The organism is Stenotrophomonas sp. LST15-1-1.1 (assembly GCF_040815575.1).
GTDB lineage: Bacteria > Pseudomonadota > Gammaproteobacteria > Xanthomonadales > Xanthomonadaceae > Stenotrophomonas > Stenotrophomonas lactitubi_B.
In genome coordinates, this window is record NZ_JBFPNJ010000029.1 from 449,365 (window position 1) to 461,746 (window position 12,382).

General features: G+C 67.4%; 11 protein-coding genes. 4 read left to right on the forward strand and 7 right to left on the reverse strand.

Translation table 11 applies throughout. From position 1 onward, the window contains the following. Positions 1-58: 58 nt before the first annotated feature. Positions 59-1,153, forward strand: a complete 1,095-nt coding sequence (locus MRBLST15_RS14655) for a branched-chain amino acid aminotransferase (RefSeq protein WP_099820222.1) — start codon at positions 59-61, stop codon at positions 1,151-1,153. Between the two features lie 448 nt (positions 1,154-1,601). Next, positions 1,602-3,341, forward strand: a complete 1,740-nt coding sequence (locus MRBLST15_RS14660) for a S8 family peptidase (RefSeq protein WP_312706037.1) — start codon at positions 1,602-1,604, stop codon at positions 3,339-3,341. Between the two features lie 118 nt (positions 3,342-3,459). Here the strand turns inward: MRBLST15_RS14660 and MRBLST15_RS14665 are convergent, their stop codons facing one another. The 3 genes from MRBLST15_RS14665 to wrbA all read right to left on the reverse strand — a co-directional run bounded on the left by MRBLST15_RS14665 (position 3,460) and on the right by wrbA (position 4,950). Beyond that, complete coding sequence (locus MRBLST15_RS14665) at positions 3,460-3,945, reverse strand: asparaginase domain-containing protein (protein WP_033830416.1); 486 nt, start codon at positions 3,943-3,945, stop codon at positions 3,460-3,462. 79 nt (positions 3,946-4,024) lie between these two features. Then, the gene (locus tag MRBLST15_RS14670) at positions 4,025-4,360 is read right to left on the reverse strand and encodes a DUF2069 domain-containing protein (RefSeq protein ID WP_265955715.1); all 336 of its coding nucleotides are present in this window, start codon (positions 4,358-4,360) and stop codon (positions 4,025-4,027) included. After that, the gene (gene wrbA / locus MRBLST15_RS14675) at positions 4,357-4,950 is read right to left on the reverse strand and encodes an NAD(P)H:quinone oxidoreductase (protein ID WP_093818977.1); all 594 of its coding nucleotides are present in this window, start codon (positions 4,948-4,950) and stop codon (positions 4,357-4,359) included. Before wrbA ends, MRBLST15_RS14670 begins: the two co-directional genes overlap by 4 nt. A gap of 77 nt (positions 4,951-5,027) precedes the next feature. Here wrbA and MRBLST15_RS14680 point away from each other — a divergent pair, with 77 nt between their 5' ends. Together MRBLST15_RS14680 and MRBLST15_RS14685 are read left to right on the forward strand one after the other, a co-directional pair. Then, complete coding sequence (locus MRBLST15_RS14680; protein WP_032977469.1) at positions 5,028-6,302, forward strand: YihY family inner membrane protein; 1,275 nt, start codon at positions 5,028-5,030, stop codon at positions 6,300-6,302. Continuing rightward, positions 6,299-6,898: a TlpA family protein disulfide reductase gene (locus MRBLST15_RS14685; RefSeq protein WP_367786459.1), complete on the forward strand. Its 600-nt coding sequence runs from the start codon at positions 6,299-6,301 to the stop codon at positions 6,896-6,898. The genes MRBLST15_RS14680 and MRBLST15_RS14685 overlap by 4 nt, the downstream gene beginning before the upstream one ends. A 541-nt stretch (positions 6,899-7,439) precedes the next feature. On the opposite strand, the gene ppk2 is transcribed toward MRBLST15_RS14685, so the two are convergent. From ppk2 to hemA, 4 genes are read right to left on the reverse strand one after another with little or no spacing between them, the layout of a single operon-like run. Then, positions 7,440-8,222: a polyphosphate kinase 2 gene (ppk2, locus tag MRBLST15_RS14690; protein WP_265955708.1), complete on the reverse strand. Its 783-nt coding sequence runs from the start codon at positions 8,220-8,222 to the stop codon at positions 7,440-7,442. A gap of 46 nt (positions 8,223-8,268) precedes the next feature. Next, positions 8,269-9,975, reverse strand: coding sequence for a tetratricopeptide repeat protein (locus MRBLST15_RS14695; RefSeq protein ID WP_367786461.1), 1,707 nt, complete (start codon positions 9,973-9,975; stop codon positions 8,269-8,271). A gap of 5 nt (positions 9,976-9,980) precedes the next feature. Continuing rightward, on the reverse strand, positions 9,981-11,063 hold the full coding sequence (gene prfA, locus MRBLST15_RS14700) for a peptide chain release factor 1 (RefSeq protein WP_367786463.1): 1,083 nt from the start codon (positions 11,061-11,063) through the stop codon (positions 9,981-9,983). Beyond that, positions 11,041-12,324, reverse strand: a complete 1,284-nt coding sequence (hemA, locus tag MRBLST15_RS14705) for a glutamyl-tRNA reductase (protein ID WP_312705747.1) — start codon at positions 12,322-12,324, stop codon at positions 11,041-11,043. The genes prfA and hemA overlap by 23 nt, the downstream gene beginning before the upstream one ends. Positions 12,325-12,382 lie beyond the last annotated feature (58 nt).

Below are 12,382 nucleotides of genomic sequence, written 5' to 3' on the forward strand. Positions count from 1 at the left end.
CCACGGCCCGCAGTGACGCGGGCACGGCACTACCCGCAACCAGAACAGGAAATCTCCGGTGTCCCAGTCCATTCCCAGCTTCGCCGTCACCCGTTCGGACCACCCGCGCAGCGCTGAAGAGCGCGCCCAGATCCTGGAGAAGCCGGGCTTCGGCCTGCACTTCACCGACCACATGGTGGAAGTGCGCTGGGACAAGGACACCGGCTGGCACAACGCCAACGTGCGTGCCTACGGTCCGCTGCAGCTGGACCCGGCCGCGGCCGTGCTGCACTACGGCCAGGAGATCTTCGAGGGCATCAAGGCCTACCGCCACGCCGACGGTTCGATCTGGACCTTCCGCCCCGATGCCAACGGCCGTCGCCTGCAGCGTTCGGCGCAGCGCCTGGCGCTGCCGGAACTGCCGGTGGAGATCTTCGTCGAATCGCTGAAGCAGATGATCGCCGTCGACAGCGCCTGGGTGCCGTCGGCCGATGAGTCGAGCCTGTACTTCCGTCCGTTCATGATCGGCGACGAAGCGTTCCTCGGCGTGCGCGGCGCGCACAAGGCCGGTTACTACGTCATCGCCAGCCCGGCCGGCCCGTACTTCGCCAAGGGCGTCGCCCCGGTGTCGATCTGGCTGTCCACCGAGTACGCGCGTGCGGCCAAGGGCGGCACCGGTGCCGCCAAGTGTGGTGGCAACTACGCCGCGTCGCTGCTGCCGCAGCAGAAGGCGCAGGCACAGGGCTGCTCGCAGGTGCTGTTCCTGGACCCGGTCGAAGGCAAGTACCTGGAAGAACTGGGCGGCATGAACGTGTTCCTGGTCTACAAGGACGGCACGCTGGTCACGCCGGAACTGTCCGGCAGCATCCTTGAGGGGATCACCCGCGAGAGCATCCTGCAGCTGGCCCGCGACCGCGGCATGAAGGTTGAAGAGCGCAAGGTCACCATCGACGAGTGGAAGCAGGGCGTGGCCTCCGGCGAGATCGCCGAAGTGTTCGCCTGCGGTACCGCTGCGGTGGTCACGCCGATCGGCCAGCTGAAGGGCGAAGGCTTCTCGGTGGGCGACATCAATGCGCCGGCCGGCGAAGTGACCATGTCGCTGCGCAAGGAACTGACCGACATCCAGTACGGCCGCCTGCCGGACCGCCACGGCTGGCTGGTCAAGCTGGGCTGATCGCCCGCATTGAACTGTAGAGCCGAGCCCACGCTCGGCTGCTCCTCCGGAAAGCCCGTCCTCGTGACGGGCTTTCTGCGTTGTGAGCCTGGGGTCAGATCCCTTTCCTGCGGAAAAGGGATCTGACCCCGAATCTACAGACGCCGATGTCAGCAAAGACATGACGAGACAGGACATTGCGCAGTCAGGTCTGTGCAGGTGACGCGAAAGTTCCTTCACCTTCACAAACCCTCGACCCGAAAAGTCTCAGATCCAACATTTCATCTTGCTGAAAAGACGCTGAAAATCTTGTGGTGTCCGGTTTGAGCCACTAGCGTCATCAACACAGCGGATGGGCAGGGGAATCCGCTGGCTCGCCGGACCCGAACCTCGCCATTGCAAGCCAGCCCACGGTTCAGGCCGGTGCTTCTGCCGATTCCGGCATTCCTACCATTAGAAGGGAAATCCGATGTCCCAGGTAACGCAACCGCGTGTGCGTCGTGTGTGGGTGGTCCTTGGTGCGTCCGTCCTGTCATCGCTGCTGCTGGCCACGCCTGCGCTGGCCGGTGATGTCCAGCTCAGCGGTCTGCAGTCCGCACCGACCCACCAGCGGTTCATCGTGAAGTACCGCGACGGCAGTGCGCCGGTGGCCAACACCACCGCGCTCGCCTCTTCGCTGAAGACCGCCGCTGCAGGCATCGCCAGCAACCAGGGCCGCGCGCTGGGCCTGCAGCAGGTCCGCAGGCTCGCTGTCGGCTCCACCGTGGTCAGGACCGACCGTGCGTTGGACCAGGCCGAATCCGAACTGCTGATGCGCAAGCTCGCCGCCGACCCGAACGTGGAATACGTCGAAGTCGACCAGATCATGCGCGCGACGTTGACCCCCAACGACACCCGTTTCAGCGAGCAGTGGGGCTTCGGTACATCCAACGCGTCGATCAACGTGCGCCCGGCCTGGGACAAGGCCACCGGCACCGGCGTGGTCGTGGCCGTGATCGATACCGGCATCACCAACCACCCCGACCTCAACGCCAACATCCTGCCCGGCTATGACTTCATCAGCGACGCAGCGATGGCGCGCGATGGTGGTGGCCGCGACAGCAATCCCAATGACGAGGGTGACTGGTACGGCGACAACGAGTGCCAGGCCGGTTACCCGGGCTCGAATTCCAGCTGGCATGGCACCCACGTGGCCGGTACGGTCGCCGCGGTGACCAACAACAGCACCGGCGTGGCCGGTACCGCCTTCAATGCCAAGGTCGTGCCGGTGCGCGTGCTCGGCAAGTGCGGCGGCTATACCTCCGACATCGCCGACGCCATCGTCTGGGCCTCCGGTGGCACGGTCAGCGGTGTGCCGGCCAATGCCAACCCGGCCGAGGTCATCAACCTCTCGCTGGGCGGCGGCGGCAGCTGCTCCACCACCTACCAGAACGCCATCAACGGCGCGGTCGGCCGTGGCACCACCGTGGTGGTCGCTGCCGGCAACAGCAACACCAACGTGTCCTCGTCGGTCCCGGCGAACTGCCCGAACGTGATCGCGGTGGCGGCGACCACCTCGGCAGGCGCACGTGCCAGCTTCTCCAACTACGGCACCGGCATCGACATCTCCGCACCGGGCCAGGGCATCCTGTCCACCCTCAACAGCGGCACCACCACCCCGGGCAGCGCCAGCTATGCGTCCTACAACGGCACCTCGATGGCGGCGCCGCACGTGGCCGGCGTGGTTGCACTGATGCAGTCGGTGGCACCGAGCCCGCTCAGCCCGGCGCAGGTGGAAAGCATCATCAAGAGCACGGCGCGTCCGCTGCCGGGTGCATGCTCGGGTGGTTGCGGCGCCGGCATCATCGACGCCGATGCCGCGGTGACAGCCGCGATCAACGGCACCACGCCCAACCCGGGTGGCACCGTGCTGCAGAACAACGTGCCGGTCACCGGCCTCGGCGCGGGCAGCGGCGCATCGCTCAGCTACACCGTCAACGTCCCGGCGGGCAGCGCGCAGCTGCGCGTGGCGATCAGTGGCGGCAGCGGTGACGCCGACCTGTACCTGCGCCAGGGCAGTGCCCCGACCGACACCGTCTACACCTGCCGCCCGTACCTGAGCGGCAACAACGAGACCTGCACCGTCAACAGCCCCGCTGCCGGCGTATGGCACGTGCGGGTGAAGGCGTACAGCACCTTCTCGGGCGTGACCCTCAACGCCCAGTACTGAGCCCAAGCCCCTCTCCATGGGCACGCCCCGGCCTCGGCCGGGGCGTTTTTTTTGTAGAGCCGAGCCCACGCTCGGCTATCAGAGGGCTGCCGAGCATGGGCTCGGCACTACAAATCCCTCAAACCGACTCGAACCGGTTCGCCGCGACGTTCTTGCGCACGTGCTGCGGGTCGAAGATCCGGCCGTTCATCGCGATGAACACCCCCGCCGGCAGCGACTGCACCGCACCGATCGCACAACCGATGTTGAACTCCGCATCCGAACCACGGAACCGCGCCGGGCTCAACGCACCGGTCATCACGATGGTCTTGTCGGGAATTGTCGCCAGCACCTTGCCGGTCTGCACCATCGAATCGGTGCCGTGGGTCACCAGCACATGGCGGGTGGGCTGCGCAGCGATCGTCGCGCGGATCAGCTCACGATCGTCGTCGTTGATGTGCAGCGAATCCTTGCGCAGGATCGGAATCACGTTGAAACGGAACGTGACCCCCAGTTCGCGCAGGATCATGCCGATCTGCGGGTCGCCGATCTGGTAGTCCGACTTGTCGTCGAAATAGATCTTGTCGATCGTGCCACCGGTGGTGACGACCAGGAGCTCTTCCATCATGTGCATGCGCGAAACCAAGGCAGGTACAGCGGCGCGGGGCCGGGAACGCAGATGATACGGCCCGCCGGGCGCAGCGTCAGCGCCGCCGCCCGAAACGGGCGCGCAGGCCGGGCAGGCTGGCCGAAAAGATCACCAGCAGCGCCAGCACGATTTCGATCAGTGCCAGCCAGCGGGTCTCGGGATGGCTCCAGGCGCTCATCACGCCGTGGCTGAACCAGCCAAGCGCCAGCACCGCCGCCCAGAACCCGGCCTTGCGCCAGCCCAGCCGCAGGGCGATGGCCAGTGCCAGCGGCGGCGCAGTGAACACCAGCTGGGTGGCCAGCCAGTGCCTGTCGTTGATGAACCAGCCGGCAAACAGCGCCGCCAGCCCCATCAAGGCCAACAGCAGCACGGTGCGCGGCGCGGCGTTCATCGTGCCAGCCGCTGCGCGATGTCGGCCACGCGCCGGCCCAGCGCCCGTGCCAGCACCGCCTCATCGTCGGTTGGTTGCGGGTCGTCGGCGGCACCGGCCACGTGGCTGGCACCATACGGCGTGCCGCCACTGGTGGTGTGGCTCAGTGCCGGCTCGGTGAACGGAATGCCGACGATCAGGCAGCCGTGGTGCAGCAGCGGCACCTGCATCGACAGCAGGGTCGACTCCTGGCCGCCATGCATCGACGCGGTGGACGTGAACACCCCGGCCGGTTTGCCCGCCAGCGTGCCGTTCACCCATTCGGCGCCGAGCCCGTCAAGGAAATGCTTGACCGGCGCGGCCATGTTGCCGAAACGGGTGGGGCTGCCCAGCAGCAGTCCCTGGCATTCCACCAGGTCCTGCACGCTTACATAAGGCGCGCCATCGTCGGGTACCGGCGGCTGCGCTGTCTGGGTGACGGCGGCCACCGGCGGTACCGTGCGCAGCCGCGCCGCCATGCCCGGCACCTCGCCGATGCCCCGCGCGATCTGGCGCGCCAGCCGTGCCACCGAACCGCCGCGGCTGTAGTACAGCACCAGGATTTCGCCCATCGCGCCCAGCTCTCCTCATCGTGTGGACGCCAGTATGGCTATCCTGCATCGATTCCGCATCGGGTACCCTTGCGCCGATGGAACCTTTGGATACGCTCAATTTGTGGATGGAGCGCGCGCGGGATCGCGCACGCGCCGCCAGCTTCGGCCGCTTCCTGTGGCGCCGCTTCCTCGACGACCGCCTGTTCCAGGCGGCCGCTGCGCTGGCCTACACCACGGTGTTCGCGCTGGTGCCGTTGGCGATCGTGGTGTTCGGCGTGCTCTCGGCCTTCCCGGTGTTCGACCGCTGGAGCGACCAGCTCAGCGACTACGTCTTCTCCAACTTCGTGCCCAATGCTGCGCGCGCTGCCGAGGGCTACCTGCGGCAGTTCTCGGCCAGCGCGGGCCAGCTCACGGCTGCCGGCTTCATCGCCCTGGTCATCTCGCTGCTGATCACCCTCAACAGTGTTGAAGAGACCTTCAACCAGATCTGGCGCGTCGGCAGCAGCCGGCCACGACTGACCCGCTTCCTGGTCTACTGGACGGTGCTGACCCTCGGTGCGATGCTCGCCGCTGCCTCGCTGGCCGTGTCGGCGCGGGTGTTCGCGATGCCACTGTTCGGTACGCAGGAGGGGCGCTGGCTGGCCGATCTCGCGTTGCGGCTGGCACCGATCCTGATCGAATTCGTCTGCATCACCCTGATGTTCCGCGTGGTGCCACACCACACGGTGAAGTGGCGCCACGCGGTACCCGGCGCGATTCTGGCCGCGGTGATCCTGGAGCTGGTGAAGTGGGGCATCGGCGCCTACCTGGGCAGCTTCCAGTCCTACCAGAAGCTGTATGGCACGGTGGCCTTCGTGCCGATCCTGCTGCTGTGGATCTACCTGTGCTGGGTGGCCGTGCTGCTGGGCGCGTCGCTGGCATCGTCGATGGCGGCCTTCCGCTACCAGCCGGTGGAGCTGCGCCTGCCGCAGGGCTATGAGTTCTATGGCCTGCTGCGCCTGCTCGGGCGCTTCCAGCACGCACGCGCCAAGGGCAGGGGGCTGGCCGACGACGAGATCCTGCGGCTGGAACCGATGCTGACCGACTCGCTGCTGCAGGACCTGGCCTGCCACCTGGAGGGCATCGGCCTGCTGCGCCGTGATGAGCGCGGTGAATGGCTGCTGGCCCGTGACCTGGACCAGGTCAGCCTGGGCGATCTGTACGAATGCACGCAGCTGCGCATTCCGGTGGCCGAACAACACCTGCCTTACCGCGATGACAGCCTGGGCCGGGCCGCGCTGGCTGCGCTGGATGAGTTGCGCCTGCCGCTGCGTGAGCGCCTCAAGCGTCGCGTCAGCGACATCTACCCTGATTCTGGAGACGCCCCATGACCTGCAAGACCCCATTGCTGCTGGCTGCGCTGCTGGCTTTGGCCGCCTGCAAACCCGCGCAGGAGCCGACCCCGGCCAGCAGCCAACCGCCCGCGCAGGCACCGACCCCGGCCAGCAGCCAACCGCCCGCGCAGGCACCGACCCCGACCGCGCCGGCGCCGGTTGAGGACACGCCCGCCGAGCGCGTCACCGCCGAGTTCCCGACGCTGAAGATGAAGGCGGTCGATGGCAGCGATTACGACCTTGCCGCGCATCGTGGCAAGTGGGTGGTGGTGAACTTCTGGGCGACCTGGTGTGCACCTTGCCGCAAGGAAATGCCGGAGCTGTCGGCGCTGCATGCCATGCGCAGCAACATCGAAGTGGTTGGCCTGGCCTACGAGGACATCGAGGCGCCGGAGATGCAGTCGTTCCTGACCAAGCATCCGGTGACCTATCCGATCGTGATCGTCGATCCGTTCGACCCGCCGGCCGACTTCGCCACCCCGCGCGGCCTGCCGCTGACCCACCTGATCGATCCGCAGGGCAAGCTGGCGCACAGCTTCCTGGGCCCGGTCACGGCGGCCGACATCGAAAAGCAGATCGCGGCTGCCAAGTAAGGGGTTTGGTCGGCAGGGCTGCGCCCTGCACCTGCAGAGGCCAGAGCAACAGCCGAAGCAACAGCAACAGCCGAAGCAGAAGCGGGTTTCCTGAGGGTAGGCGGGGTGGGTCCGGTTGCGGGGGACGCTGCAAGTACGTCCATGTAAGCTCGGTCGCGCCATCCATGGCGCTCACGCCCCCGCAACCGGACCCACCCCGCCTTCGACAGATTCTCGCGATCTGTCGGAATGGCTCTTGGGGTCAGATCCGTTTTCCGTAGGAAAACGGATCTGACCCCAGATTGATTTCGATATCTGAAAGAGATTCATCCACGCATGGCGTGGATCTGCCAGATCGCGGAAATCTGTCGAAGGTGGGGCGGTGTCGGATTGCGGGGTGTCCGCGGCATGGATGCCGCGGCCAAGCCTGCAAGGACGTACTTGCGGCGTCCCCGCAATCCGACACCGCCCCACCATCCCACGGAATGCCCGCTCTTGACGTTGCTTCGGCTGTTGCCGTTGCCTGTAGCAGGTGCAGGGCCGCAGGCCCTGCCGACCAACCTTACTCTTCGACCGGGAAATCCTCGATCGGCTTCAGTACATCGTAGTGCTCGCGATGCAGTTTGCCCTTCAGCTTCGGCAGCTCCGGCAGCGGCGCATCCACCCGCGTGTCCGGCAACCGGTCAAGCAGGTTGCGGGCCAGGGTCAGGCGACCCAGCCGCTGGTCGTTGAAATCCACCAGCGTCCACGGCGCACCGTCGCGATGGGTCGCGCGCAGCATCGCCTCGCGTGCTTCGGTGTATGCGCTGTACTTGCTGCGTGACTTCAGATCCACCGGCGACAGCTTCCAGCCTTTCAGTGGATCGACATGGCGCTCGGCAAAGCGCTTTTCCTGCTGCTCCTGGTCCACGCACAGCCAGTACTTGAACAGCAGGATGCCGTCATCCACCAGCAGCTGTTCGAACACCGGCGCCTGGCGCAGGAACTGCTGGTACTCGGTCTCGCTGCAGTAGCCCATCACCCGTTCAACGCCGGCCCGGTTGTACCAGCTGCGATCCATCAGCACGATCTCGCCGGCAGCCGGAAGATGCGAGGTGTAGCGCTGGAAGTACCACTGCGTGGCTTCGCGGTCGGTGGGTTTGGGCAGCGCCACCACCCTGCATTGGCGTGGGTTGAGGTGCTCGCTGATGGTCTGGATCGCGCCACCCTTGCCGGCGGTATCGCGCCCTTCAAACAGCACCAGCAGGCGTTGCCCGCTGTGCTGCACCCAGCGCGCCATCGCAGCCAGTTCCAGCTGCAGCGGCTGCAGCAGTTCGTCGTATTCCTTGCGCTTGAGCTTGGCCATCGTCATACCACGCGGGAAGGAGGCCCGAGCGTAGCGCAGGGCGAGGTCAGGGCGTGTCGAGGCCCTGCCAGCCCTGTTCGCGGGCCAGCTGCTGCAGCAGTGCGGACAGATCGCGCGCGAAAGCTGCCATGTCGAACAGGCCGCTGCGTTCGCGTGCCTGCGCCAGTTCGGCACGCACCGCGGCCAAGGCGACCGGATCGTTGCCGAGTGCACTGGCGGTGGCGACGAACGCCGCATCGTCGGCGACGTTCATGTGCTCCAGGCCCAGCTGATGGTTGAGGCTGCCTGCCACGCGCGCGGCGAAGGTAGGGCCGGGGCAGGTCAGTACCGGGCAGCCGGCCCACAGTGCATCCGATGCGGTGGTGTGCGCGTTGTACGGGTTCGTATCCAGGAACAGGTCGGCCAGCTGATAGCGGGCCAGATACTGCGGATGCGGCAGCTTGGCCATGAACACCAGGCGCGCCGGGTCCAGTCCAGCAGCCTGCGCGGCGGCACGCAGCCGCGCATCGGCCTGGCCGGGGCCGGACAGCAGCCACAGCACGCTGCCGGGTACGGCCTGCAGCACCGCGAACGCGCGGCCCATGCTGCGCGGGTTGAGCTTGTAACTGTTGTTGAAGCAGCAGAACACCGTGCCCTGCGCGGGCAGCCCACACGCCGCGCGATCCGGTGCCGGCTCCAGCACGCGGGTGTTGTCCGACGGCTGGAACGCGCGCGGCAGGCGCAGCACACGCTCGCTGTAGTGCGCTTCCAGCGAGGGCGGCAGCGCGAAGCTGTCACCGATCACGGCCTCCAGCCACGGCGCACCGGAGGTGCCGGGGTAGGCCAGCCAGTTGAGCTGCAGCGGGGCAGGGCGCATCGCCAGTACTTCCGGCGTGCCGCCGCCGCCCCAACCGCGCAGGTCGAACAGCAGGTCGATGTCCTGTGCACGGATGCGCGCGGCCGTGTCGGCATGGCGCAACCCCGCAACGTCATGCAGCCGGGTAGCGGTCTGCAGGCGTTGGCGGATGCGGCTGCCATCATCGGCGTTGAGCGCGAACAGATGCAGGTGCAGTGCCGGGTCCTGCCTCATGTGTTCCAGCAGCGCCACCGTCAGCAATCCGGTGGGATGAGCGCCGAAGCCGTTCGACAGGAAGCCCACGCGCAGTGGACCTCGTTCGCGCAGCTTCACCGGGGGCAGTGGCCGCACTGACGCCGCCACGACCAAGGCGCGCGCACGCGCACAGGCCAACTGTTCGGCCGCGCTGGCGTCTTCGCTGAGGAACGCGAAGGGCTCAACCACGCCCTGGCCAGATGCAAGCGCGCCGCGCACCTGGGCGGCCAGCGCATCCACGTCCTGCCAATCGCACAGGCGACGCTGCCAGGCGAGGCGCTGTGCGGCGATATAGGGTTCATCGGGCATCAGTGCATGTGCACGGCGATAGGCTGCCGATGCACCTTCCGCATCATTGGCATCTTCCAGCGCGTGCCCCAGCCACAACGCGATGCCCGGGTGCTCCGGTGCCAGCGCGGAGGCCTGGCCCAGCAGCGTGGCGGCATCGGCATGCGCTCCTGCCATCCACGCTACCCGGCCCAGCCGGGCAAGTGCTTCAGGATGATTGGGCCGCAGCTGCAGCGCGCGTCGCGCGGCCTGCTCGCCGGCCGCAATGTCGCCGGCTTCCAGTTCCAGGTCGGCCAGCATCACCCAGGCGACGAAGTCGCCGGGCTGGCGCGCGATCGCCTGCTGCAGTTGCTGCCGCTGCTGCCAGGCCGACATGCGGGTCAGCCGGCCGAAAGCTGGGCCAGGGCATCGACCTGGTGCTCGTGGCTCAGTCGCTGCAGCAGCGGATCCAGGTCGCCCGCCAATACGTTGGGCAGGTCGTACAGGGTCAGCCCTTCCACGCGGTGGTCGGTGATGCGGCCCTGCGGGAAGTTGTAGGTGCGGATGCGTTGGCTGCGGTCGCCGCTGCCGACCTGCAGGCGCCGAGATTCGGCCTGCGCCGCGTCATGGCGCTGGCGCTCGGCATCGAGCAGCTGTGCCTTCAAGCGCTTCATCGCCTTCTCCCGGTTGGCGTGCTGGCTGCGTTCGGTCTGGCATTCCACCACCACGCCACTGGGAACGTGGGTGATGCGGATCGCCGATTCGGTCTTGTTGACGTGCTGGCCGCCGGCGCCGGAAGAACGGTAGGTGTCGACTCTCAGGTCAGCCGGGTTGATGACGATCTCATCGACTTCGTCGGCTTCCGGAATGATCGCCACCGTGGCCGCCGAGGTGTGGATGCGGCCCTGCGATTCGGTGGCCGGCACGCGCTGCACGCGGTGCGTGCCCGATTCGAATTTCAGGCGCGAGAACGCGCCACGGCCGACCACGCGTGCCACCACTTCCTTGTAGCCGCCATGTTCGCCGGGATTGTCCGATTCGATCTCGACCTTCCAGCCCTGTCGCTCGGCGTAGCGGGCGTACATGCGGAACAGGTCGCCAGCGAAGATCGCCGCCTCGTCGCCGCCGGTACCGGCGCGCACTTCCAGGAACAGGTTGCCTTCATCGCGCGGGTCGCGCGGCACCAGCAGCAGCGCCAGTTCCTGCTCCAGCTCCTGCAGGCGGGCCTGTGCGGCGGCGATTTCCTCGTCGGCCAGCTCGCGCAGGTCCGGGTCCGTACGCATGCTTTCGGCCGCAGCCAGGTCGGCCTTGGCGCGTGCTTCATCGGCCAGTGCGGTGGCGATCGGTTCGAGCTGGGAAAACTCGCGCGAAAGATCGCGGAAGCGCGCGTTGTTGGCGACCACCTCCGGTTCGGCGAGCAGACGTTCCAGTTCTTCGCGGCGCTCGGCCAGCGCTTCCAACTTACGGCGCAGGGTCGGCGTCATCGGTTCTCACAGGTGGGTGGCGGTAACCCGGCGTCGCCGGGAACAGGCGCTCGGCGGCGCGGGTCAGGTCGGCATCGCCGCTGAGCGCGGCCGCACGCAGGGCGGCGGTCGGCGGGTGCAGCAGGCGGTTGGTCAATCCGTGGGCAAGCAGTTCCAGCACTTCGTCAGCCGGCTTGCCGTTGGCCAGTTGCTGGCGCGCGCGTTCCAGCAGTTCGGCACGGGTGGCCTCGCCGAAGGCGCGCAGCTGTCGCAGCGGTGCCTGGTGGGCGCTGGCCTGCAGGGTTTCGACGAAGCGCGAGACCTGCAGGTCGATGATCGTCTCGGCCTCAGCGGCGGCCTCGCGGCGGCTGCGGCGGTTGTCTTCCACCGCGCGCTCGAGATCGTCCACGGTGTACAGGAACGCATCGTTGAGCGTGGCGACGTCAGCTTCGATGTCGCGCGGCACGGCCAGGTCGAACAGCAGCATGGGCTTGTGCCGGCGTGCGCGCAGGGCGTTGGCCACCGCGGCACGGTGGATCACTGGTTCGCGGGCGGCGGTGGCCGAGAACACCACGTCGGCCTCGGCCAGGTGGCGCTCCAGTTCGGTCAGCGGCAGCGCCACACCGCCATGGCGGCTGGCCAGTTCCTGCGCATGGGCGAGGGTGCGGTTAGCGATCAGCAGCCGCCGCACCTTGCCTTCGCTGAGGTGGCGCGCGGCCAGTTCGATGGTCTCGCCCGCGCCGACCAGCAGCACGGTGGAATCATCAAGGCGGGCGAACGCGTTCTGCGCAAGGCGCACCGCTGCCGAGGCCACCGATACCGGGTTGGCGCCGACCTGGGTATCGGTACGCGCGCGCTTGGCCACCGAGAACGTCTGCTGGAACAGCCGGTCCAGGCGCTGGCCGAGCAGGCCGTGGTCGCGCGCGGTCGACCAGGCATCCTTCACCTGGCCGAGGATCTGCGGTTCGCCCAGCACCATCGAATCCAGTCCCGTCGCCACCCGGAACAGGTGGCGGACGGCATCGGCATCGGCGTGCTGGTACAGATAGCCCTGCAGGTCGCCGGCCTGGGCGTGCAGCCACTGGTCCAGTGCCTGCGCGGACTCGGCCACGGCATACAGCTCGGTGCGGTTGCAGGTGGACAGCAGTACCGCCTCGGCAATCTGCGGGGTATCGCGCAGCGAACCGAGCGCGCGCGGCAACGCGTCCCCGGCGAAGGCTGCGCGTTCGCGCAGTTCCACCGGTGCGGTCTGGTGATTCAGTCCGAGCACCCACAGGGTCATTGTTCAGTTGCTTGCGATAAGCTGCTGGCCATTGGACGACATTTTAAGGCCCCGATGC